This is a genomic window from Oleiharenicola sp. Vm1 (genome assembly GCF_047777955.1).
Lineage (GTDB): Bacteria > Verrucomicrobiota > Verrucomicrobiia > Opitutales > Opitutaceae > Didemnitutus.
Map to the genome: position 1 here is coordinate 3,192,608 of NZ_CP180537.1, position 23,050 is coordinate 3,215,657.

General features: G+C 69.4%; 25 protein-coding genes. 17 read left to right on the forward strand and 8 right to left on the reverse strand.

Annotated features, from left to right (window positions below; genetic code table 11):
* Positions 1–25: 25 nt before the first annotated feature.
* Positions 26–1,750 (reverse strand): cation:proton antiporter, encoded by a 1,725-nt coding sequence (locus tag ACMYLB_RS15405; RefSeq protein ID WP_415907852.1) that lies wholly within the window; start codon positions 1,748–1,750, stop codon positions 26–28.
* 172 nt (positions 1,751–1,922) lie between these two features.
* On the opposite strand from ACMYLB_RS15405, the gene ACMYLB_RS15410 reads away from it, so the two are divergent.
* From ACMYLB_RS15410 to ACMYLB_RS15475, 14 genes are all read left to right on the forward strand, one after another.
* Positions 1,923–2,069 carry a hypothetical protein gene (locus ACMYLB_RS15410; protein WP_415907853.1) on the forward strand — a complete coding sequence of 49 codons (147 nt, stop codon included), beginning with the start codon at positions 1,923–1,925 and terminating at the stop codon, positions 2,067–2,069.
* A 123-nt stretch (positions 2,070–2,192) separates the two neighbouring features.
* Positions 2,193–2,978, forward strand: a complete 786-nt coding sequence (locus ACMYLB_RS15415) for a DeoR/GlpR family DNA-binding transcription regulator (protein ID WP_415907854.1) — start codon at positions 2,193–2,195, stop codon at positions 2,976–2,978.
* Between the two features lie 50 nt (positions 2,979–3,028).
* Positions 3,029–4,348, forward strand: a complete 1,320-nt coding sequence (locus ACMYLB_RS15420; protein ID WP_415907855.1) for a 4Fe-4S dicluster domain-containing protein — start codon at positions 3,029–3,031, stop codon at positions 4,346–4,348.
* Complete coding sequence (locus ACMYLB_RS15425; RefSeq protein WP_415907856.1) at positions 4,345–4,896, forward strand: BMC domain-containing protein; 552 nt, start codon at positions 4,345–4,347, stop codon at positions 4,894–4,896. Before ACMYLB_RS15420 ends, ACMYLB_RS15425 begins: the two co-directional genes overlap by 4 nt.
* A 248-nt stretch (positions 4,897–5,144) precedes the next feature.
* On the forward strand, positions 5,145–5,822 hold the full coding sequence (gene pduL, locus ACMYLB_RS15430; RefSeq protein WP_415907857.1) for a phosphate propanoyltransferase: 678 nt from the start codon (positions 5,145–5,147) through the stop codon (positions 5,820–5,822).
* A 46-nt stretch (positions 5,823–5,868) separates the two neighbouring features.
* Positions 5,869–6,138, forward strand: a complete 270-nt coding sequence (locus ACMYLB_RS15435) for a BMC domain-containing protein (RefSeq protein WP_415907858.1) — start codon at positions 5,869–5,871, stop codon at positions 6,136–6,138.
* A 48-nt stretch (positions 6,139–6,186) separates the two neighbouring features.
* Complete coding sequence (locus ACMYLB_RS15440; protein ID WP_415907859.1) at positions 6,187–6,465, forward strand: BMC domain-containing protein; 279 nt, start codon at positions 6,187–6,189, stop codon at positions 6,463–6,465.
* An 85-nt stretch (positions 6,466–6,550) separates the two neighbouring features.
* On the forward strand, positions 6,551–7,741 hold the full coding sequence (locus ACMYLB_RS15445; RefSeq protein WP_415907860.1) for an acetate/propionate family kinase: 1,191 nt from the start codon (positions 6,551–6,553) through the stop codon (positions 7,739–7,741).
* 72 nt (positions 7,742–7,813) lie between these two features.
* Positions 7,814–8,104, forward strand: a complete 291-nt coding sequence (locus tag ACMYLB_RS15450; protein WP_415907861.1) for a BMC domain-containing protein — start codon at positions 7,814–7,816, stop codon at positions 8,102–8,104.
* Positions 8,105–8,217: 113 nt separating this feature from the next.
* Positions 8,218–8,517, forward strand: coding sequence for a EutN/CcmL family microcompartment protein (locus ACMYLB_RS15455; protein WP_415907862.1), 300 nt, complete (start codon positions 8,218–8,220; stop codon positions 8,515–8,517).
* Positions 8,518–8,519: 2 nt separating this feature from the next.
* Positions 8,520–9,980: an aldehyde dehydrogenase gene (locus ACMYLB_RS15460; RefSeq protein ID WP_415907863.1), complete on the forward strand. Its 1,461-nt coding sequence runs from the start codon at positions 8,520–8,522 to the stop codon at positions 9,978–9,980.
* A 4-nt stretch (positions 9,981–9,984) separates the two neighbouring features.
* Complete coding sequence (locus ACMYLB_RS15465; RefSeq protein WP_415907864.1) at positions 9,985–10,263, forward strand: EutN/CcmL family microcompartment protein; 279 nt, start codon at positions 9,985–9,987, stop codon at positions 10,261–10,263.
* 51 nt (positions 10,264–10,314) lie between these two features.
* Entirely contained in the window at positions 10,315–10,635 is a 321-nt protein-coding gene (locus ACMYLB_RS15470; RefSeq protein ID WP_415907865.1) for a EutN/CcmL family microcompartment protein, read from the forward strand.
* Positions 10,636–10,692: 57 nt separating this feature from the next.
* Positions 10,693–11,781 (forward strand): class II aldolase/adducin family protein, encoded by a 1,089-nt coding sequence (locus tag ACMYLB_RS15475; protein WP_415907866.1) that lies wholly within the window; start codon positions 10,693–10,695, stop codon positions 11,779–11,781.
* A gap of 364 nt (positions 11,782–12,145) precedes the next feature.
* On the opposite strand, the gene ACMYLB_RS15480 is transcribed toward ACMYLB_RS15475, so the two are convergent.
* Genes ACMYLB_RS15480 through ACMYLB_RS15495 form a run of 4 tightly spaced genes read right to left on the reverse strand, consistent with a single transcriptional unit; the run spans position 12,146 to position 15,811 of the window.
* Positions 12,146–13,702: a phospho-sugar mutase gene (locus ACMYLB_RS15480; RefSeq protein WP_415907867.1), complete on the reverse strand. Its 1,557-nt coding sequence runs from the start codon at positions 13,700–13,702 to the stop codon at positions 12,146–12,148.
* Entirely contained in the window at positions 13,699–14,103 is a 405-nt protein-coding gene (locus tag ACMYLB_RS15485) for a hypothetical protein (protein WP_415907868.1), read from the reverse strand. The genes ACMYLB_RS15480 and ACMYLB_RS15485 overlap by 4 nt, the downstream gene beginning before the upstream one ends.
* Complete coding sequence (locus ACMYLB_RS15490; RefSeq protein WP_415907869.1) at positions 14,100–15,518, reverse strand: UTP--glucose-1-phosphate uridylyltransferase; 1,419 nt, start codon at positions 15,516–15,518, stop codon at positions 14,100–14,102. Before ACMYLB_RS15490 ends, ACMYLB_RS15485 begins: the two co-directional genes overlap by 4 nt.
* Complete coding sequence (locus ACMYLB_RS15495) at positions 15,515–15,811, reverse strand: FtsB family cell division protein (RefSeq protein ID WP_415907870.1); 297 nt, start codon at positions 15,809–15,811, stop codon at positions 15,515–15,517. Before ACMYLB_RS15495 ends, ACMYLB_RS15490 begins: the two co-directional genes overlap by 4 nt.
* A 108-nt stretch (positions 15,812–15,919) precedes the next feature.
* Here ACMYLB_RS15495 and ACMYLB_RS15500 point away from each other — a divergent pair, with 108 nt between their 5' ends.
* Positions 15,920–16,735 carry an ExeA family protein gene (locus ACMYLB_RS15500; protein WP_415907871.1) on the forward strand — a complete coding sequence of 272 codons (816 nt, stop codon included), beginning with the start codon at positions 15,920–15,922 and terminating at the stop codon, positions 16,733–16,735.
* Positions 16,736–16,739: 4 nt separating this feature from the next.
* Positions 16,740–17,438, forward strand: coding sequence for a hypothetical protein (locus ACMYLB_RS15505; protein WP_415907872.1), 699 nt, complete (start codon positions 16,740–16,742; stop codon positions 17,436–17,438).
* A 45-nt stretch (positions 17,439–17,483) separates the two neighbouring features.
* On the opposite strand, the gene ACMYLB_RS15510 is transcribed toward ACMYLB_RS15505, so the two are convergent.
* The 3 genes from ACMYLB_RS15510 to ACMYLB_RS15520 are packed head-to-tail and all read right to left on the reverse strand — an operon-like array spanning position 17,484 to position 21,559.
* Positions 17,484–18,908, reverse strand: coding sequence for an exopolysaccharide biosynthesis polyprenyl glycosylphosphotransferase (locus ACMYLB_RS15510; protein WP_415907873.1), 1,425 nt, complete (start codon positions 18,906–18,908; stop codon positions 17,484–17,486).
* Between the two features lie 60 nt (positions 18,909–18,968).
* On the reverse strand, positions 18,969–20,462 hold the full coding sequence (xylB, locus tag ACMYLB_RS15515) for a xylulokinase (protein ID WP_415907874.1): 1,494 nt from the start codon (positions 20,460–20,462) through the stop codon (positions 18,969–18,971).
* Positions 20,463–20,473: 11 nt separating this feature from the next.
* Entirely contained in the window at positions 20,474–21,559 is a 1,086-nt protein-coding gene (locus ACMYLB_RS15520; protein ID WP_415907875.1) for a LacI family DNA-binding transcriptional regulator, read from the reverse strand.
* Positions 21,560–21,721: 162 nt separating this feature from the next.
* Between ACMYLB_RS15520 and xylA the strand changes: the two genes are divergently transcribed.
* Positions 21,722–23,050, forward strand: coding sequence for a xylose isomerase (gene xylA / locus ACMYLB_RS15525; protein ID WP_415907876.1), 1,329 nt, complete (start codon positions 21,722–21,724; stop codon positions 23,048–23,050).

Genomic DNA, 23,050 nt, shown 5'->3' on the forward strand with positions numbered 1-23,050 from the left:
GCGGCCCGGCGCGGCGGCGCCGGCGTCACGGCGCGGGCTCGGTGCTCTTTTTCTCCGGTCGCAGCCCGTCCGCCCGGGCGTGCGCACGCAGCAGCACCGACAGCGCCGTCGCCGCCTCCGCCTCGTCGTAGCACACCGCATCCGGATTCACCGGCTCCAGGAGGTCGCGGTCGCTCAGGTAGCGCGCGCGCACCAGGCACTTCAGGCCGGGATTGAGCCCGCGCGCAGCCGCCACGATCGAGTAGGCGATCGCGGCGTCCGGCAGCGTGACCACCAGGTAGCTCGCCGTCCGGATGCCCGCCTCCTCGAGGATCTGGCTGTTCGTCGCGTCGCCGAAGAGCGCCCGCTTCCCCTGCCCCTGCAACGCCAGCACGGTGTCGACGCTGAGCTCGATCACCACGTGCGAGAGTCCGATCTCCTCGACCCGGTGCTCGATCGAGCGGCCGACCGGCCCGTAGCCGACGATCACGACCTCCGCCGGACGGTGTGGCTTTTTCAAGTGCCGCAGGTTGGCCGACGCGCCCTTTTCCGCCGCGCGCCGCTCCAGCCAGGTGCGCAGCTTCGGCCAGCGGTTCACCAGGCCCTCGACGCGCTGGAACTGCCCGTAAAGCCACGGATTGATGCTGATCGACACGATCGCCGCCGCGACGATCGCGTGGTGCCCCGCGCCCGGCAGGATGCCGAGCTTCTTCGCCGCCTCCGCGACGATGAACGAGAATTCGCCGATCTGGGCCAGGCCGCCCGCGACCACCAGGCCGGTGCGCAGCGTGTGCTTCCCCACCAGCACGATCCCGAGCGCCACCAGCGGCTTCACGATCAGGATGACCGCCAGCGTGCCCACGATCAGCCACGGCGCGTCGAAGATCGCGTGCCAGTCGAAGAGCATGCCCACCGAGACGAAGAACAGCACCGCAAACGCATCCCGCATCGGCAGCGCGTCCGCCGCGGCCTGATGGCTCAGCTTCGACTGCGACACCACCATGCCCGCCAGGAACGCCCCCAACGCCATCGAGGCGCCGAACGCCAGGTAGCCCGCCGTCGCCACCGCCATCGCGATCACCAGCACCGTCAGCGTGAACAGCTCGCGCGAACGCAGGCTCGCCACCCGGGTCATCAGCCACGGCACCACCCGCACGCCCGCCACCGCCATGATGGCGCCCAGGCCCGCCAGCTTGCCGATCGCGATCGCGGCGCTCACCAGCACCGCCTGCAGGTCGAACGCCGTCCCCGGCGACGGCGCCATCGCCGGCAGCAGCACGAGGATGATCACCGTGATGATGTCCTCCACCACGAGCCAGCCGACCGCCACGCGCCCCTCCGTCGTCTCGACGACGCCCGCGTCCATCAGCACGCGCAGCAGCACCACCGTGCTGGCCACCGAGATGGCGATGCCCAGCACGATGCCGGCGTTCCAGCTCCAGCCGAGCCAGACCGCCACCAGCGCGCCGCACAGCGTCGCCGCCGCGCTCTGCCCCAGCGCCCCCGGCACGGCGATGGAACGCACCGCCAGCAGGTCGCCAATGTGGAAATGCAGGCCGACGCCGAACATCAGCAGGATCACGCCGATCTCCGCCAGCTGCATCGCCAGGCCCACGTCCCCGGTGAAGCCCGGCGTGTGCGGCCCGATGATCATGCCCGCCACCAGGTAGCCGACGATCGGCGAGATGCCCACGCGCTTGGCCAGCAAGCCGCAGAAGAGCGCGGCGGTCAGTCCGAAGGCGATGGTGGTGATCAGGGAGATGTCGTGCATTCGTGCGACGGCAGTCGAATCTGCGCTCCGCCGGTGACAACAGCAAACCTCCGGCAAATCCACGCCGCCTTTGTGGGGCGCGGTCCGACACCCGGAGGCCTTCCCGGCCTTCCGGGCCTCCGACCGCGCGTATTTCCTCAAGCCCCGCGCCCCGGTGCCGATCCCACCCACCATGCTGAGCAAACTCACCGCGAACGAAAATGCCTGGCTGGCCGCCGACAACCTGGAGCGGCTCAAGAACGCCCTCACGGCCCTCGGCCTCGGCGCCGCGCTCCTCATCGGCCTCGCCGGCCTGGTGATCGGCCTGCTGCAGGCCTGATCGTCCCGCCCCCGCCCGGGCGGCCGCCGCGGCGTTCCGCGGCAATCCATGCACGGTCGCGCGGAATGGGTGCGCAGTCTTTATGATTGTCTCCGCTCATATAATTGCCGTTGCTTCCTGCCGGTGCGTGTCTCGTTGGACATCGTCAATGCCCGGAGGGAGCGGCTGCGGCAGCTGATCCGCGTCGACGGCTTTCTGCCCGTGGCCGAGATCTGCCGCCGCCTCGAGATCTCCGCGGCCACCGCGCGCCGCGACCTGGCCGTCATCGCCGGCGAGGGGCACATCACCCGCACCCGCGGCGGCGCCCTGGCGGACTACAACGCCTCCTTCGACTCGCTGGCCCAGCGCTCCCACCGCGCCCGCCGCCCCAAGGAGCGCATCGCCCTCGCCGCCCTCGCCCTGCTGCCGGCCAAGGGCACGGTCTTCCTCGACGCCGGCACCACCATCCTCGCCGTCGCGCGCGCCCTCGGCCGCCAGCGCGACCGCACCGCCGGGCTGACCTTCGTCACCAACAACCTTTCCGTCGCCACCGTGCTCGGCACGCACGAGGACATCGATCTCCACGTCCTCGGCGGCACCTTCCTGCGCCGCCAGGCCGCGCTCCTCGGCGGCGACGCCGTCCGCGCGCTGCACAACTGGCACTTCGACCTCGCCCTGCTCGGCGGCGAAGGCATGGACGCCGACGGCATCACCAATTCCCACCCCGAGATCGCCGCCTTCCAGAAGACCGTCTGCGAGCGCACGCCGCGCACCCTCTTCTGCCTCGATGCCACCAAGCTCGGGCGCACCACGCCGCACCGCGTCGCCCGCTGGGGCGAGTTCGCCGGCCTCGTCACCGACGCCACCGCGAAGCAGGTCGCGGCCGCCGGCATCAGGATCCCTTCCCGTCAGCTGCTCCACGCCAGTTGAAGTCATGAACCCGACCTCACCCCACCCGGCACCTCCTGGAGCAACTACGGATGAATCTGGCTGAACTGGTCCGCCTCGCCGGCGTCGTCGGCGCGGGCGGTGGCGGCTTCCCCGCCCACGTCAAACTCAGCGCACGCGCCGACACCGTCATCGCCAACGGCGCCGAGTGCGAGCCGCTGCTGCACAAGGACGCCGCGGTCATGGAACACCGCGCCCGCGACGTCGTGCGCGGCGTCGAACTCGCGATGGACGCCGTCGGCGCCACCACCGGCGTCGTCGCCGTCAAGGCGAAGAACCGGCACGCCGTCGAAACCGTCGCCGCTGCGTGCGCCGGCACGCGCGTCGTGGTCAAGTTGCTCGGCGACTACTATCCCGCCGGCGACGAATACGACCTCGTGCACGAGGTCACCGGCCGTCTCATCCCCGCGGCCGGCATCCCGATCCAGGCCGGCGTCGTCGTGAACAACGTCGAGACGCTGGCCAACATCGCCGCCGCCGCCGAAGGCCGCCCGGTCACGCTCAAATACCTCACCGTCGCCGGCGCCGTGCGCGAACCCGTCACGCTCGCCGTGCCCATCGGCACGAGCTTCGCCGACTGCCTCGCCGCCGCCGGCGGCGCCACCGTGCCCGATCCCGTGCTCTGCCTCGGCGGCATGATGATGGGCGAAACGACGACCAACCTCGACGTCCCCGTCACCAAAACCTCCACCGGCGTCATCGTCCTCTCCCGCGAACACCCGGTCGTGAAGCGCAAGCTCACGCCGCCCGCCGCGAAGGCACGCATCGGCAAATCCGCCTGCGACCAGTGCCGCTACTGCACGGAATACTGCCCGCGCTTCCTCCTCGGCTACGCCGTCGAGCCACACCTCGTCATGCGCGGCCTCGGCTTCAACGCCACCGGCCAACCGGACTGGAACGACTGGGCCGCGCTCTGCTGCGCGTGCGGACTCTGCACCCTCTACGCCTGTCCGGAGCAACTTTTCCCCAAGGAGGCCTGCGACGACGCCAAGACCGCCCTCCGCGCCGCCAACCGCAAGTGGTCGGGCCCCACGACACCGCGCCCGCACCCGATGCGCGAGGGCCGCCGCGTCCCGACCAAGGCGCTCCTCCGCAAACTCAGCCTCGAAGGCCTCGACGCCCCCGCCCATCTCCGCACCGAACCGCTCGCGCCCGCACGCGTCCGCCTCCGTCTGAAGCAAGGCGCCGGCGCGCCGGGCCAGCCGCTCGTCTCAGTCGGCGCGCGTGTCTCCGCCGGCGACGCCGTCGCGGAGCCACCCGCGGGCGCACTGGGCTCCCGCCTGCACGCGCCGTTCGCCGGCGTCGTCGAGGCCGTCACCGCCACCGAAATCCTCCTCTCCCGCTCCGCATGAAAGAGAAATCCATCGGCCTGCTCGAACTCTCGAGCGTCGCCACCGGCTTCCGCGCCGCCGACACGATGCTGAAGGGCGGCGACGTCCGCCTCCTTCTCAGCCGCTCCATCTGCTCCGGCAAATACATGGTCCTCATCGGCGGCGATCCGGCCTCGGTCGAGGCCGCCATCGCCGCCGGCGCCGAGGCGGCCAACGGCTTTCTCATCGACCGGACCGTCATCGCGAACATCCAGCCGGAGGTCCTCGAGGCCATCGGCCGCGCGCAGGTGCCGCAGCCCAACGGCGCGCTCGGCGTCCTCGAATCCTTCAGCGTCACCGCGCTCATCCGCGCCGCCGACACCGTCGCCAAGGCCGCCAACGTCACCCTGCTCGAGCTGCGCCTCGCCATGGCGCTCGGCGGCAAGGCCTACTGCACGCTCGCGGGCGACGTCGCCTCGGTCGACGCCGCGGTGAAGGCCGGCGCGCTCGTCCTGGCCGAGGCCGGCGTCCTGGTCGACGCCGTCGTCCTGCCGCGTCCGCACCCCGACGTCTACCGCGAGGTCGTATGAATCCTCTTCGCGCGCACCGATGCACCCTTTGTAGGGCGGGGTCTCCCGACCCCGCCGCGGTCAAGGCACGACGCGCGCAACCGGCGGGGTCAGGAGACCCCGCCCTACAGCGCTAGCACCGCCCACACGCGAATCTCTCCTCCCATTCCTCCGCCCGCGATATGATCGAAATCGCGCATATACGCACAGCAAAAGCCAACCTACGCCCAGCGGCCCGCGCCGAAATCTGGCAAACATTTCCCTGAAAGATGAGTTCCGCCCCAGCGTTGCCCCACCGGGCTGAGATCGAACACGTCGTCCGCCGCCTCGTTTACCAGCGGCTGAACCTGCCCATGCCCACCGCGGCCCGGGCGCCCCGCCCGCTCGTGGTCAATGTCAGCGCCCGCCACTGCCACCTGACGCCGGCGGCGGTCGAGACGCTCTTCGGCAAGGGCCACCGGCTCCAACCGAAGAAGATGCTCTACCAGGCCGGCCAGTTCGCCGCCGAGGAGAGCGTCACGCTCATCGGCCCGCGCAGCCGCGTCATCTCCAATCTCCGCATCCTCGGCCCCTGCCGCGACCTTAACCAGGTCGAACTGGCCTACACCGACGCCATCTCGCTCGGCTTCGAAATCCCGCTGCGCGCCTCGGGCGACATCCAGGGCACGCCGGGCTGCATGCTCATGGGGCCCGCCGGCTTCCTCGAGCTGCCACAGGGCGTCATCCGCGCGGCCCCGCACGTGCACATGCACCCGGACGACGCCGCGTTCCACGGCGTGAAGGCGGGCGATTTCATGAAGCTCCGCATCGGCGGCCCGGCGGGCGTGACCTTCGACCGCCTGCTCGTGCGCGTCTCGCCCGACTTCAAACTCGAGGTGCACATCGACACCGACGAGGGCAACGCCTGCGGCCTCGGGCCGGGCGTGCCGTGCGCGCTGATCCGCTGAGCCGTTTTCCCACCCATCGCATCATCCAACCCGAATCCCCATCCTCATGAGTGAATCCATCGGCATGGTAGAAACCAAAGGCTACGTCGGCTCCGTTGAAGCCAGCGACGCCATGGTGAAGGCGGCCGGCGTCACGCTGGCCAAGCAGATCCAGATCGGCGGCGGTCTGGTCACCGTCGTCGTCAAGGGCGACGTCGGCTCCGTCAAGGCCGCCGTCGAAGCCGGTTCCGACGCCGCCAAGCGCGTCGGCGAGCTCGTCTGCGCACACGTCATCGCGCGTCCGCACGCCGAACTGATCAAGCAGTTCGGTTTCTGAGCAGAGCACATCTCGGCTCTCAACTCTCATCTCCCAACTTTCACTCCCATGGCTCAAGAAGCACTCGGCATGATTGAAACCAAGGGTCTGTGCGCGCTCATCGAGGCCACGGACGCCGCCCTCAAGGCCGCCAACGTCACGATGACGGGCTACGAAACCATCGGCTCCGGCCACGTGGCCGCGTTCTTCCGCGGCGACGTCGCCGCGCTGAAGGCCGCCGTCGACTCCGGCGCCGAGGCGGCCAAGCGCGTCGGCGATGTCATCGCCGTCCAGGTCATCCCGCGCCCGCACGAGGACCTCGCCGGCCTCGGCAAGTGGCTCGCCTGATCCCCTTCCGGTGGACCGACGCGCCGCGCGTCCCGCGCGGTTCGTCGGACTGACTGGTCCGCTCCTTCCGTTTCGCCCGCGCCCCATGAACATCCTCGTCGCGAACCTCGGCTCCACCTCGTTCAAGTATCGCCTCTTCGGCCTCCAAGGCGAGACGGCCCGCCTGCTCGCCCGGGGCGGGTCCGAGCGCGTGACCGACCACCGCACCGCCATCGACCGGGCACTGGGCGAACTCGCCGACGCCGGCCTCGTGCGCGGCCCCGGCGACCTCGCCGCGATCGCGTTCAAGACCGTGCTCGGCGGCGACGTCACCGGCTGCCGGCTCGCCGACGAACGGGTCGAGGAGGCGCTCCGCGCCACCGCCGACGTCGCCCCGGCGCACAACCCCGTCTATGCGGAGGGTCTGCGCCTCTTCCGCGAGCGGCTGCCCAGCGTGCCGCGCGTCGCGCTGTTCGAGACGGCATTCTACCAATGGGTGTCCGACTACGCCCGCCGCTACGCCGTGCCCGAGGCCTGGTATCGCGCCGGCATCCGCCGCCACGGCTTCCACGGCGCGAGCCACAAGTTCGTCGCCGAGCGCTCGGCCGAGCTGCTCGGACGCGACGATGTCGCCGCCGCCGCCCGCCGCCTCTACCTCGACGGCCCGCGCGTCATCCCCGGCGCACCGGTCCGCGTGATCTCGTGCCACCTCGGCGGCTCGAGTTCGATAACCGGCATCTCCGACGGCGTCGCCATCGGCACCAGCATGGGCCTGAGCCCGCAGTCCGGCCTGCCGCAGAACAACCGCGTCGGCGACCTCGACTCCGCCGCCATCCCGACCGCCATGCGCCGCCTCGGCCTTTCCTTCGCGCAGGTCGAGCGCGCGCTCACCCAGGAGAGCGGCCTGCTCGGCCTCTCCGGTGTGAGCAACGACCTGCGCGACATCAAGGCCGCCGCCGACCGCGGCGACCCGCGCGCGCAGACTGCGCTGGACGTCTACGTGCACGCCATCCGCCACTGGGTCGGCGCCTTCTGGTTCGACCTCGGCGGCTGCGACGCCCTGGTGTTCACCGGCGGCATCGGGGAAAACCATCCCTGGCTCCGCGAGGCCGTGTGCGCGGGCCTCTCCGACCTCGGCCTCGATCTGGATTGCGAGCGCAACACCGCCAACACGCCCGAGTCCGACCTCGCCGCCGCCGAGTCGCGCACGCGCGTCTTCGCCATCCCGGCCAACGAGGAGCTCGTCGTCGCCCGCGAGGCCGCCCGCCTGCTCACGGGCCTGCACGTCGCGCGCTAGTTCTTCGGCTCCTGCCGGAACGGACCCTCAACACTCAACCCTCAACTCTCAACTAGCTAACCCATACCCACCATGGCCCAATCCGCCCTCGGTCTCCTCGAAACTCGCGGCATCACGGCGCTCGTCGCCGGCACCGATGCCATGCTCAAGTCAGCCAACGTCGCGCTCGTCGGCCCGATGAAACAGGTTGGCAACGCCCTCGTGACGGCCGTCGTCACCGGCGACGTCGCCGCCGTGAAGGCCGCCGTCGAATCCGGCGCCGCCGCCGCCAAGGCCTACGGCGAAGTCGTCAGCGTGCAGGTCATCCCGCGCCCGCACGACGAGATCGCCGTCGTGCTGCCGAAGCCCGCCGCGAAGAAGTAACCGGATCCGCTTTTCGCCGCGTGCGTCGCTTCACCGCCGCGCACGCTATTCTCCGCGAGCTGCTCTGAGCTTTCCGGGGCTCTCAGCTCTCAACACTCAACTCCTCCGCCCCCATGTTCCTCGCCCGCGTCATCGGCGCCGTGGTCTCCACCAAGAAGGATGAGACCATGCGCGGCCGCAAACTCCTGCTCCTGCGTCCGATGCTGGTCGACGAGGCCAAGCCCGCGCAGTTCCGCCCCGGAGCGAACACCATCGTCGCCGTCGACTCGCTCGGCGCCGGCGCGGGCGACCTCGTGCTGTTCTGCCAGGGCAGCTCCGCCCGGCAGGCCTCCGGCATGAAATCCCTCCCCATCGACGCCGCCGTCGTCGGCCTCGTCGACACCGTCGAAGTGCTCGGCAACCGCATCGCCTGACCATGTCCCTCGCCATTGATGAAGCGCTCGTGCGCAGCGTCGTTGAGGAAGTCGTGAAAACCTTCGGCCGCGCGCCCGCGGCCGCGCCTGCTCCCGCGAGCTTCGCCGCTCTCGCCATCGTGAGCAGCGGTCGCCGTCCCGGCGTGTTCGCCGACGCTCCGAGCGCCTGCGCCGCCGCCCACCAGGCCTTCCTGAAACTCTCCGCCGCCGGCATCGCCGGTCGCGCCAAAGTCATCGAGATCGTCAAGACGCTCTGCGCGCAAAAAGCGCAGGAGTGGGGCCAATTCGAATTCGCCGAGACCAAGATCGGCCGCCTGCCCGACAAGGTCGCGAAGCTCGAAATCGTGAAACTCGTTCCCGGCGTCGAGTGGCTCCGTCCCGACGCGCGCAGCGGCGATCACGGCATCACGCTCGAGGAATACACGCCCTATGGCGTCATCGCGGCGATCCTGCCGATGACGCACTCCATCCCAACGCTCTCCGGCAACATCATCAACATGGTGGCCGCGGGCAACGCGGTGGTCTTTAACCCGCACCCGGGCGGCGCCAAGTCCGCCGCGCTCGCGGTCGCGACCTACAACGAGGCGATCAAGGCCGCCCTCGGCATCGAGAATCTCGTCTGCACCATCGAGCAGCCGTCGCTCGAGTCCTTCGACGCGCTCTGCAAGGCGCCCGAGGTCCGCATGCTCTGCGTCACCGGCGGCCCGCAGGTCGTCGCCGCCGCAATGAAATCCGGCAAGCGCGCCGTCTGCGCCGGCCCGGGCAACCCGCCCGTCCTCGTCGACGGCACCGGCTGCGTCCAGCAGGCCGCGAAGAAGATCATCGAAGGCGCTGCCTTCGACAACAACCTGCTATGCATCGGTGAAAAGGAGGTCTTCGTCCTCGAGTCGTGCGCCGACGCCTTCCTCGCCGCCCTCTCGCGCCACGGCGCCCGCGCGCTGAACGGCAACCAACTCGACCGCCTCACGAAAGTCGCGTTTTCGCTGAAGCCCGACGCTGGCGGCTGCTCGCACGCGGTGCTCAACCGCGCCCTCGTCGGCGCCGACGCCGCCGTGCTCGCGAAGCACGCGGGCATCGATGTCGCCGCGGATACGCGGCTGCTCTTCGCCGAGACGGATGCGAACCATCCCTTCGTCTACGAGGAGCAGATGATGCCGATGCTGCCGATCGTTCGCGTGAAGAGCGTGGAGCAAGGCATCGCCGGCGCGGTGAAAGCCGAACACGGCTACAAGCACTCCGCGATCATCCACTCGCTCAACGTCGACCACATGACCGCCATGGCGCGCGCGCTCGACACGACTTTGTTCGTGAAGAACGGCGCCTGCACCGCCGGACTCGGCCTCGGCGGCGAGGGTTATCTCTCCTACTCGATCGCCACCACGACCGGCGAAGGCATCACGACGCCGCGCACGTTCACCCGCACGCGCCGCTGCGTGATGGTCGACAATCTCCGGATCTACTGAGCCGATGAACTACGCGCGCATCGACGGCACCATCGTGGCGGCGGCCTGCCATCCCAGCATGGCCGGCGCGCGCACCGTGATCTGCCAGCCGCTCGATTCCGAGGGCTGCGACGAAGGTGCGCCCATACTCGCCGTCGATCCGCTCGGCGCCGGCCTGCACCAGCGCGTGATCCTTTCCACCGACGGCTCGGCCACGCGCCAGCTCGTCAACGACCCGAAGACGCCGCTGCGCAACCTGATCATCGGCATCGTCGATGGAGGCCAGCCGGAGCGCGCAAAATAGCGCCCTCGCCTCCGACTACCCACTCCTCGCTACCCGTTACTCACCCAACCCATGCGCCTCGGCACCGTCATCGGCCGCGTCACGCTCACGCTCAAGGAGCCCGTTTATTCGGCGGGCAGCCTCCTGCTCGTGCAGCCGTTCACGCGCGACCAGTTCGCCGCCGCGGCGCGCGCCATGCCGAAGGCAACTCCGACGGCTCCGCTCGCTCCCGGCTCCTCGCTCGTCGTGTTCGACGAACTCGGCGCGAACATCGGCAGCGTGATCGGCTTCACCGAAGGCGCCGAAGCCTCGCAGCCCTTCCCTGGCGACGCCCCAGTCGACGCCTATTGTGCCTGCCTCGTCGACCAAGTCGATTACCAGCCCCCGCGCTGAGGTGGCGGTCTCTCAACTCTCGGCTCTCAACTCTCAACTTTCCGCTCTTTCCGTCCCATGCCTCAAGTCCTCACGCTCAGCGAAGTCGAAGCGCTCACCAAGTCCGGCCAGGCCATCCCGGCCGACGCCATGCTGACGCCCTCCGCGCGCGATTTCGTCAACGAACGCACCCGCTACGCCGGACGCACTTTCGCGCACGGTTCCGCCACCACCTCGTCGTCCTCCCGCTCCGCCACTGCCGCGAAGGCGCCGTCGATCCCGGACTACGAGTTCAAGTGGACGCCCGGCACCGACCCGAGGACGCCCGCGGAGATCGAGAAGTTCTTCCACTCGCCCGCCATTCAGGTGCTCAAGCAGCGCATGTGCGACATGGGCTCGCGCCTGTGGACGCGCGACTACACCGACGGCAACGGCGGCAACATCACCATCCGGGTCGGCGACAACCTCGCGCTCTGCACACCGACGCTCATCTGCAAGGGCTTCATGAAGCCCGAGGACATGTGCCTCGTCGACCTTGATGGCAACCAGCTCGCCGGCACGCGCGTCCGCACGAGCGAGGCGAAGACGCATTTCGGCATCATGAAGCGCCAGCCGGCCGCCAAGGCCTGCGTCCACGCGCATCCGCCGCACGCCACCGCCTTCGCCATCGCCAACGCCCAGATTCCCTCCTGCCTCATCCCCGAGGCGGAAGTGTTCCTCGGCAAGATCGGCGTCGCGAAATACCAGACGCCCGGCACCGCGGCCAACGCCGACGAAGTCGGCGAGGTCGGCAAAGATCACCAAGCCGTGCTCATGAAAAACCACGGCGTCATCGTCTGGGGCAAGGACGTCGAGGACGCCTACTGGAAGATGGAGAACATCGACTCCTACTGCCGCACGGTGTGGATCGCCGCCGGTCTCGGCACGGGGTTGCACCGCTTCAGCACGGGGCACCTCAAGGACCTCATCAATCTCCGCCAAAAGCTCGGCATGCCCGACCCGCGCGCCTCGCTCAAGGAGTGCGAGCTGTGCGACACCACCGATTTCCGTCCCGGCGCCGTCTGCGAAGCGCCCAGCGCCTCCCGCGAGCCCGCCCCGAACCCGGAAGTCGAAGCGCTCGTGCAGAAGCTCACGGACGAGATCGCCCGCAAGCTGGCCGGCGCCTGAGCGATTCGCCTGGCGCATTTCCGTTTGCGGCCACGCTTTCACCTGCGGCTCACGCGCGGCTACGATAACGGCGCGGTGCCGCCCCGCGTTGGCGCGAAGCGACAACGTGGCCGCACGCATCCCAGGTCGTCGCCGTTGTCCCCAGTGGCGCCACGTTCGCGGCCTGTGTCGCCATCGCGTCTTGTCGCCACCGGGACGCCAACGACCACCTCAGCAGACCAAAAATCCGGCTGCCATCCGGTAGGGGCGGTTGTCCCCAACCGCCCTTAAAGACGCTCGCACGCCGGAAGGGCCGTTGAGGGCAACGGCCCCTACCCTCGATCCCGTTTCCCCATCGATCCGCTCCGCGCGTCAGTGCGGCCGATCAGCTCTCCGCGCGCTGGCGCGCGTCGGCCTCGATGGCGGCGCGCAGCGTGTCGAGCGTGGCTTTCGCCTTCGCTTTGGCTGCCGGCAAATCGGCGGCGCCTTTCACCGGTTCGGTCGCGAAGAGGTAGAACTTGATCTTCGGCTCGGTGCCGCTGCCGCGCGCGGCGAACGAGTAGCCGTTCGCCAGCGTCACGAGGTAGAGGTCCTGCGCCGGGATCTGCTCGCCGTCCGCATCGAAGAATTTCTCGCGCCCGAAGTCCTGGAAGCGCGTCACGCCCACGCTGCCGAACGCCTTGGGCGGGTTCGCGCGGTAGGTGTCGAGGATGCGCTTGATCTTCGCCGCCCCGCTCGCGCCCTCGTAGTAGATGTTGATCACGCCCTCGAGGAAGAAGCCGCAGCGGAGGTAAATCTCGTCGAGATACTCCGGCACGGTGAGGCCGCGCGACTTCACCCAGGCGCAGAGCTCGGCGAACATCAGGCAGGCCGCGTTGCCGTCCTTGTCGCGGAGGGAGTCGTTGGGCAGGTAGCCGTAGCTCTCCTCGGTGCCGAAGAGGTAGAACGTGCTGTGCTGCTGGAGCAGCCGGGCGCGCTCGCGGAACGGCGTGGCGTCGTAGTCGAAACCCGCGCCCATCGCGGCGGCGAGCTTCCGCTCGTAGCCGTGCATCTTGGCGGCGATCCACTTGAAGCCGGTCAGGGTCTTGATGACCTTCACCCCGTGCTTCTCGCCGATCGCCACCTGCAGCGGCGTCGTGACGAAGGTCGTGATGATGCAGGCCGACGACGTGCCCGCGTCCGGAATCCAACCGAGCTCCTTGTATTTGCGGATGCGGTAATCGGCCAGCAGCGCGCCGACCTGGTTGCCGGAGAGGAGTTCGAGCTTGCCGGCGCGGTTGCGCACGGCGACGCCCATGCGGTCGCTGTCGGGATCGGTGGCGAGCACGGCGTCGTGCCCGCCCTTCTCCGCCAGCGCGACGGCCATGGCGAGCGCCTCGGCGTTCTCCGGGTTTGGCGACTTCACCGTGGGAAAACGCGCGTCGAACGCCGCCTGCTCGGGCACCTGCGTGACCTGCACGCCGGCCGCCGTCAGCGTCGGCATGGTGGAGACGCCGCCGACGCCGTGGATGTTCGTGTAGACGACGCGGAGGTTGGCCTTCCGCACGAGGTCGTGGTCGATCGCGGCCTGCGCGGCAACCTGGAGGTAGGCCGCGTCGGCGTCGCGGCCGAGCGTGGTGACCTTGGCAAGGTCGGCCGTGAGGAATTCGCCCACCGCGGACAGCGGCACGGCGTTGACCTCGGCGACGATGCCCTTGTCGTGCGGGGCGATGACCTGCGCGCCGTCGTCGAAGTAGGCCTTGAAGCCGTTGTCGTGGGGCGGATTGTGGCTCGCGGTGATGACGACGCCGCAATGCGTCTTCAGCCAGCGCACGGAGAAGCTCAGCTGCGGCGTGGAGCGCGGGCCGTCGAAGATGTAGGCCTCGCCGCCGAGGCGCGTCCAGGTCGACGCCGCGAGTTCGCAGAAGTGGCGCGAGAAGTGGCGGACGTCGTGCGCGATCACGATGCGCGGCCGGGCGGCGCTTTTTGCGCCGCGAGGTATTTGGCCACGTAGCGGTGCAGGCCGACGACGGCGCGCACGAGCGTGAAGTCGTTGAGCATGTTCGCGCCGACGCCGGCGTGCTCCGGCGAACCGGCGGCGGAGAGCGTGCCGGTCTCCGCCTTCGCCCCCACGGCGCCGATGGTGCGGCCGCGCATGCCGCCGGTGCCGAACTCGAGGTAGCGGTAGAAGCGGTCGTTCAGCTCGCTCCACTGCTCGCGCTCGATCAGCTCGGCCATGCTCTGCTGCGCCCACTCCGGCAGGCCGCCCTGCCACCAGGCGGTGAGGTTCTCGACAGTGCTGGGGAGGAGTTGGCCGGCCTGCGCGGCGGCCTGGACTTTGGCGGGGACGGGTTGGGTGCTCATGCGAGATAAAGGTTGTCGGTGATCGGGGCCGGGCGCTGCTGCCAGGAGGCCTTGACCGTGTCGGCGTCGTAGCCGAACAGCGGGGAGATTTCCAGCTTCGCCGCCGGCAGGCCGGTGGCATCGACGGGCACGCTCGCGCCGGCGGCCGCGAGCCAGCGCGCGAACTGCCGCTGCTGGTCCTCGCTGCAGGTCTGCGGCGAGTCCACGCCCTCGGCGTTCTTCACCGGGCTGAAGTCGTCGGCGCGGTTCGTCTCGATCACGATGGGGTTCCGGGCGAACGGCAGCGCGTCGAAGACGAACATCTCGAACTTCACGCCGTTGGGCTTCTCGGGCTTCACCGGTTTTCCCGCGGCGTCGACGGTGGGGATTTTCTTGTCGGCGCGGTGGAACGGCAGCGCCACGCCCGCGCCGCCCGCGGCCATGCGGCGCGCGAACTCGCGGTCGAGGATGTGGATCGCGATGCTGCCGGCGACGAAGCGCAGCGCGCCGTCCGGCCGCGTCTCGCGCTGCATCGCCATCGGCATGTCGCTGTATTCGACGACGACGAGGCGGCCGTCCTGCACGCAGAAGTGGCCCACCTTCTCCTCGGCGTAGGCCTTCGGCACCATCTTGCTCGACATCTCGGAGCGGGCGAGCAGGTGGAAGCCGATGAACTCGGGGTCGATGCAGCGCACAAGCGGGTTGTCGACCTGGAAGTAGCTGAGCGTATCGATGCCCTCGCGCGCCATCAGGTCGAGCGCGCCGCTGCGGTGCAGCGCGCGCAGCGAGCCGCCGTGGCCGTCGGGACTGAGCGCGATGCTGCTCCGGGTCTCGAGCAGGATTTTCCCGTCGAAATTCACCGCCGGCATCCGGCCCTGGCGGAAGAAGTGCACGTGCCCCGCGTCGAGTCCGAAGAACTGGTTCGCCACGAAGAACGCCTCGGTCTGCGCGTGGTTCGCGTGGCTGGTCATGATGAACCAGTGCAGCGGCCGGCCGTAACGCTTGCCCGCGGCCAGCAGCTTTTCGGCGAAGACCTGGAAGAGCGGCTTCCGCTTCACCGGCGTGACCGGGAACGTGCCCTTCGGGCCGTCGTAGCCGAGCCGCGTGCCCTGCCCGCCCGCGACGACGAAGGCCGCCACGCGTCCGGCGCGCAGCGCCGCCTCGCCCGCGGCGCGGGCCTGGGCCCACTTCGCGGCGTCGCCGCCGTGCGCGGGCAGCGGCTCGTAGGGCGCGGGCTCGAGCCCGGCGACGTTCGCGACCGCGGCCGACTTCTCGCGCACGAGCGAGCGGTGCAGCTGCGCGATCTCGGCGAGGTCGATCTCGGCGGCCTGGGCGGCGAGCGTGGCGCGCTCCGCGGCGTCGAGCTGCGGCCAGAAGGCGAAGACCTGGCCCTGGCCGGCGGCGTTGAATTGAGCGATGAGTTCGTCGGGGGTCATGGCGTGCGTTTGTCGTCGGGGAAGCGGAAGATGAACTCGCCCTCGCGCACGTAGCCGAGCTTCTTGCGGATGACCTCCTCGACCAGCGCCGGGTCGCTCTGCAGGCGCGCGAGGTAGCGCTGCTGCTCCGCGAGCTTCGCCTGCGCCTCCTCGAGCTTGCGCCGGTTGAGCGTCTCCTGCGTGCGCAGCAGCGAGAGGTCGCGGTAGAGTTCGAGGAAGAAAAGCCCCGACCAGATCGCCACGCCCGCGAATAGCGCGACGAAGACGGAGGTGATGACTTTGTTCCAGTTCAAGGGCCCAGAGCTAAGCGCGCGGGCGCGCGGAGCGGCAACGCTTTTTGAGCTTTGGTTAACAGCGAATTTTCGTGCGTTTTGAGGCTCCCCCGGAATACTCCCGGCGCAATGTATCAGAGCTACTACGGTCTGACGGAGATGCCGTTCCACATCACGCCAGACCCCAAGTTCCTCTACCTGAGCCCGCCCCACCAGGAAGCGCTGCGACACCTCAAATACGGCGTCACGGAGCGGAAGGGTTTCATCGTGCTCATCGGCGAGGTCGGCTGCGGCAAGACGACGCTCTGCCGGAAATTCCTCAGCGAACTCGATCCGCAGCACTACGACACCGCCCTCGTGCTCAACCCGCGCCTGACCGAGACGCAGATGCTGAAGGCGATCATGACCGAGCTGGGCGAGACCCACCTCGCCCGCAGCAAGAACGACCTCGTCTCGCAGATGAACCAGGTGCTGCTCGCGCGCATCGCCGCCGGCCGCGAGATCGTGCTCATCATCGACGAGGCCCAGAATCTCTCCTTCGAGGTCTTCGAGCAGGTGCGCCTGCTGTCGAATCTCGAAACCGACAAGCAGAAGCTCCTCCAGATCGTGCTCATGGGCCAGCCCGAGCTGAAGGAGAAGCTGGCGCAGGAGGAACTCCGCCAGCTGCGCCAGCGTATCCTCGTGCACTACGAGCTCCGCCCGCTCACGCGCCCGGAGATGGACCACTACATCCACCACCGCCTCAGCCTCGCCGGCGGCGCGGGCCGCCCGACCTTCACCCAGTGGGCGCTGCGGCACATTTACCGCCACAGCCGCGGGATTCCGCGCATCATCAATAATCTCTGTGACAAGGCCCTGCTCTCCGCTTTCATTCGCGACTCCGATGAAGTCACCTACTGGGACGCCCGCCGCGCCTCGCGCGACCTCGACCGACTGACCGACTGACGCGATGAGCCTGATCAACGACGCGCTCAAGAAAGCCCAGCGCCAGCGCACCGGCGACAGCCCGCAATCGCAGCCGCCGATGCCCGGCGGCCCGAGCGCGCCCCGCCGCGCCCGCGGCGACGGCGGCCTCAACCCGCAGCTGCTCCTGCTCGGCGCGGGGGCGCTGCTCGGCGTGCTCATCGCGACCGGGGCGGTGTTTTTCTTCCGCCGCGATCGCAAACCCGAGCCGATCGCGACGGTCGCAACGCCCCCGCGTCCGTCCGACCGCCCGGAGGCCAAGCCGGCGGAAACGCCGGCGAGCGCCGCCCCCGCCGAGACCGCACCGGCCACCGCCGCTTCGCCCGCCCGTGCCTCGGCGGCCGCCCCCGTCGCCACCGAACCGACCGTCGTCGTGAAGCCCGAGCCGGTCGTGATCGCTCCCGTCCTTCCGCCGGCGGCCGGCACGGCCACCGACGCTCCGGCGGCCTCCGTCGCCAGCGGCCCGGCCGCGCCCTCGTTGCGCATGATCGAGGCCATCGAGGCCTTCCGCGTCGCCGGCATTCGCGCCGGCGCCGGCACCGACGCCAAGGTCCTCATGAACGACCGCGTCTACCGCATCGGCGACACCGTCGATCACGCCCTCGGCATCAAGCTCACCGGCGTCACCGCCAACTCGCTCACCTTCCGCGACGCCGCCGGCGCGACCTACACGCGCAATTTCTGAACGGAGCCCCGCACCGCCGGTCCCCGCCGCGCTGCGCCCTGATCCTCAATACGCCGACTTCGGCGGCGCGAACACCTGCCGCAGCGTCCGCAGCGTGATCTGGACGTCGAGCCAGATGGACCATTCGGCGATGTATTGCAGGTCGCGGCGCACCCGCTCGTCGAGCTGCTCCGGCGTCGTGATCTCGCCGCGAAACCCCTCGCTCTGCGCCAGCCCGGTGATGCCGGGCTTCACGAAATGCCGGGTCCGGTAGGCGCGGGCGCGCCGTTCGAACTCCTCGTCGAGCAACGGCATCACCGGCCGCGGCCCCACGATGCTCATGTCGCCGATCAGGACGTTCCAGAACTGCGGAAACTCGTCGAGGCTGTGCCGCCGCAGGAAGCGCCCGAAGGGATAAACCCGCGCATCGTCCGCCGTCGCCTGCCGCACCTCCGCCCGCTCGTCCGCCGGCGCCACGTGCATGGTGCGGAACTTCAGCATCGCGAAACTCTGCCGCTGCTCGCCCGCGCGCGCGCGCACATGCAGCAGCGGGCCCGGCGACTGCCGGCGCTGCACCAGCCACACCACCAGCGCCAGCGGCGGCAGCACCAGCACCACCACGGGCAGCGCCAGCGCGAGATCGAACAGGCGCTTCAACGCCCGGTTCAGCGGCTCCTCCAGCGGCTCGTCGTGGAGCGTGAAATAGTGCTGGCCGCCGACCTCGACCGACACCGCGCGATGGCCGAGCCGCTCGTCGATGCTCTGTCGCAGCAGCACGCGCGCGCCCTGCGCCTGGCAGACCTCGACCGCGCGCCGCACCGGCTCCGCCTCGTCCGGCAATTCCCAGAAAATCACCTGCCCGACGCGCCCGCGCGGGATCAGCTCCCCCAGCTCCGCCGCGCTCCCGAGCCACCCGCGCAACGGCGGGGTCGAGCCCTGCGGCAGCGGGTCCCAGGAGACGAAGCCGGTGACGTCGAGTCCGACGTGCCGCCGCCCGGCCAGCCAGCGCTCGATCGCCGGCATGCTCGCCGAGCGCGCGAGCACCAGCGCCGGCACGCGCGCGCCGCGGCCGAAGACCAGGCTCGCCAGCCGCCGCGGCAGGACCACGTGCAGCACCGCCAGCCCCGCCCAGGTGAAGACCAGGAAGGTGCCGAGGAACAGGCGGCTGATGCTGCGATCCTGCGTCGCGAACATCATCGCGAACACCACCAGCGCCACCACGCCCACCTGGCGCGTCGCCAGGGCCAGCGCGTCACCGGCGCCGAATTCGGGCAACCGCCAGCCGCGCGCCCCGGCGCCGCGGCCGGCCAGCATCAGCCCCAGCACCACGCTCACGAAATACGGCATCAGCACCGTCTCCGGTGTCAGCCGCACGATCTCCGAGAGGAAGAGGATCGTGAACTGCGCGTAGACCCAGAAGAACAGGCCCACGAGCAGCAGGGCGACGGCGTGGTGCAGTTCCGCCAGCCCGCGATGTCGGTTCAGCAGCATGCGCCGGGACGCTACACGCCGCCCCGCCTCCGGCAAGCCTGCGGCTGGACGGCTGGGCCGCTAGGCGAAGAACGGCCGCAGCGCGGCGCTCAATGCGTCGTGCCGGGCCTGCGCGGCGCGGTAGAGCGCGCGGCGGGCCTTTTCGGGCACGCAGCGGCTGCCCTCGTCCACCGCCACGGTGCGGGCGCACAGCGCGGCCAGGTCGGATTTCTCGCCGCGGCGCGCCGCATCGCACCAGGCGGCCTGCAAGGCGCCGCCGAGCGCGGCGCCCTCGTCCTCGACCATCTTCACGACCGGCACGCCGAAGACGTCGGCCATGATCTGGCGCCACGCCGCGGACTTCGCGCCGCCGCCGGTGAGGCGGATCTCGCGCGGCTTGATGCCGAGTTCGCCGAGGCGCTGGAGGCCGTAATTCATGCCCATGGTCACGCCCTCCATCGCCGCGCGCATCAGGTGGCCCGGCGTGGTGTTGTCGCGCGAGATGCCGTGGAGCACGCCGCGCGCGTTCGGCAGGTTCGGCGTGCGCTCCCCGGTGAAATACGGGAGCAGCAACAGCCCGTCCGCCCCCGCCGGCGTGGCGGCGACCGCCGCCTCCATCGCCGCGTGGTCGGCGCCGAAGAGCTGGCGCATCTGCTCGGTGACGAGGGTGACGTTCATCGTGCAGAGCAGCGGCAGCCAGCCGCCGGTCGACGAGCAGAACGCGGCGATCTCGCCCCGCGGGTCGATCACCGGCTGCTTGCTGAACGCGTAGATCGTGCCGCTGGTGCCGAACGACGCCGTGACGACGCCGGGCGCGACGTTGCCCGTGCCGATCGCGCCCATCATGTTGTCGCCGCCGCCGGCGGAGACGACGACGTCGGCGCCGAAGCCCCAGCGCCGCGCCAGTTCCGGTTTCAGCGTGCCGGCCGCAGCGCGCGAGTCGGAGATCGGCGGCAGGCAGCCGAGCAGCCGGCGGTCGATCGCGGCACACACCTTCGCCGACCAGCGGCGGCGGCGGACATCGAACAGCGCCGTGCCGGAAGCGTCACCCGCTTCCATGAAATACTGCCCGGTCAGATGGAAATTGAGGAAATCGTGCGGCAGCAGCACATGGCGGAGCCGCTTGAAATGCTCCGGCTCGCGGCGCTTCAGCCACAGGATTTTCCCGGCGGTGTAGCCGGGCAGGAAAGGCAGACCGGTCTCGCGGATGACCGCCTTCGCGCCGCCGAGCTTTTTCGTGAGCAGCGCGCACTCGGAGGCGGTGGACGTGTCACACCAGAGCTTGGCCGGGCGGATGACTGCGCCCTGCTCGTCGAGCGGCACGAAGCCGTGCTGCTGGCCGGAGATGCCGATGCCGCGCACGCGCGGGGCTTCGATCTGCGCGGCGACGGCGCCGATCACCTGCTCGAGCGCGGCGGCCCATTCCTGCGGGTGCTGTTCCATGTGACCGGCCGGGAGACCCGCGATCAGGGTGTGGGGCGCGCGGGCTTCCGCGATCACGCGTCCGGTTGTCAGGTCGAGCGCCACGCACTTCGTGCTCTGCGTGCCGCTGTCGATGCCGAGGTAGATGCTCATGGGAAATAGTTTCAGCGCCGCGCCGGGATCGGGCACGAGGCGCCGTCGAACCAGGTGCCCTCGACGAACGTCGTCGTCGGGATCGTCGGCACGCCGAATTTGTTGTGGTGCAGCTGGCCAGCCAGGATCTCGACCGCGAGCGCGCCGACCGTCTCGTAATTCTGGCGCACACCGGCGAACTTGCCGTCGAAGCTGTCGAGGAACACGTCCACGAAGGCCACGTCGCGCGGGATGCGCACCTTCATTTCCTGGAGTCGCGGCAGGACGAACGAGGCCTTCGCGATGATGACCTCGGGCTGGTAGCGCTCATACCATTCCTGGAAGCGGTCGGCGGGCACGATGACGTCGGTCTTCGACTCGTTCATCCAATCCTCGATCGGCTCCGCGTCGGGGAACAGCAGCATCGGGATGCGGTCGCGCACCGGCAGGTTGGCCTGCTCGCAGAGGAAGCCGGCCGACCAGAGGTGATCGACGCTGTAATTCCAGCCGCGGTGCATGACGAAGCCGATGCGCCGGTAACCCGCCGCGATGACGCGCTGCATCGCCAGGCGGATGATGCTGCACTGGTCGTTGGTGACGTTGTGCAGCTCGGGCTTGTGCGGGAAATAGTCGATCTTCACCGCGCTGAAGCGCTGCCACTCGAAGTGGATCGAGTCGTCGGCCTCGCGCTGGTGCGAGGCGATGATGACCCCGTTGATGCCGCGCGCAGCGAGGATGCCGCTGAGGCGGCCGTGGGTCAGGCCCGGCTCGCGCATCCAGAAATGCTCCAGCTTGTAGCCGAGTTCCTCGGCCTTCGCCTTCGCGCCTTCGTAGAAATTTGGGTGGGCGGTCACCTTCTTCCATCCGACCGCGGAGTCCCAATTCGTGACGTAGGCCAGCGTCGAGGGCGCGCGGCGCTCCATCGTCCGGCCGCGGTAGGCCACGAGCGCGCGCAGCAAGGGATCGGGCGTGTAGCCCATCTTGCGCGCGAGATCCTGCAGTCGCTCGCGCGTCTCGGGCGGCAGGCGCGGGTGGTTGCGCAGGGCGAGCGACACGGTCGTGACGTGCACGCCGGCGGCTTTCGCGACGTCAGCGAGCGTGGTGCGGCGTTCGTTCATTCGGGGGTGCGGGGTGCAGCGGCTTCCTGTCTCGCCAGAGAACACCGGGCGCGCAAGTGCTCCTCAAGTCTAATGTTAGTTCCGGTCCACGATTGTGCAACGACGTGACTCACGGGAGGCTCGCCGACGTCATTGTCCGCCGCTACCCATCTCCTCTCCGCCATGAAGAAATCCCCTGAACATTTCCGCGGCATCGGCCGCATCCCATATGAAGGCCCGCGCTCGGGCACCGCGCTCGCGTTCAAGCACTACGATCCCACCGAGCGCATCGACGGCAAGACGCTCAAGGAGCATCTGCGTTTCTCGATCGCCTACTGGCACGCGTTCCGTGGCACGGGCTCGGATCCGTTCGGTCCCGGCACGATCGTGCGCCCGTGGGAGAGCGGCAAGGACCCGCTCTCCGTGGCGAAGGTCCGCATGGACGCCGCGTTCGAGTTCTTCACCAAGATCGAGTCGCCCTACTGGTGCTTCCACGACCGCGACATCGCGCCCGAGGGCCGCTCGCTGGCCGAGTCGAACCGCAATCTCGACAAGCTCATCGCCCACGCCAAGCAGCTCCAGAAGGCCACCGGCGTGAAGCTTCTCTGGGGCACCGCTAACCTCTTCTCGAACCCGCGCTACATGTGCGGCGCCGCCACGAATCCCGACGCGCACGTCTTCGCCTACGCCGCCGCGCAGGTGAAGAAGGCGCTCGAGGTCACGAAGGAACTCGGTGGCGAGAACTACGTTTTCTGGGGCGGCCGCGAAGGCTACGAGACGCTGCTCAACACGAACCTGAAGCGCGAACAGGACCACCTCGCGCGCTTCATGCACATGGCGGTCGATTACGCGAAGGCCATCGGCTTCAAGGGCCAGTTCCTCATCGAGCCGAAGCCGAAGGAGCCGACGAAGCACCAATACGACTTCGACGTCGCCTCGGGCATCGCCTTCCTCCGCACCTACGGCCTGGAAAAGCACTTCAAGTTCAACATCGAGACCAACCACGCCACGCTCGCCGGCCACTCGTTCCAACACGAGATCGAGGTCGCGGCCGCCGCGGGCATGCTCGGCTCGATCGACGCCAACGCCGGCGACCAGCTGCTCGGCTGGGACACCGACCAGTTCAACACCGACGTCCGCGAACTCACGCTCGCCATGGTCTCGATCCTCAAGGCCGGCGGCCTCGGCACCGGCGGCTTCAACTTCGACGCCAAACTCCGCCGCCCCTCGATCGATCCCGAGGACCTCTTCCTCGCGCACATCGGCGGCATGGACGCCTACGCCCTGGCCTTCAAGCTCGCGCGCCGCATCCTCGCCGAGGGCAAGTTGGAGCAGTTCGTCGCCGACCGCTACTCGTCCTTCGACAGCGACTACGGCCGCGACATCGAGAAGGGCAAGGCGACCTTCCAGTCGCTCGAGAAACTCGTCCTCACCAAGCTCGGCGAACCCACGCCGCGCTCCGGCAAGCAGGAGTATCTCGAAAACCTCCTCATGCAGTATCTCCACGGCTGA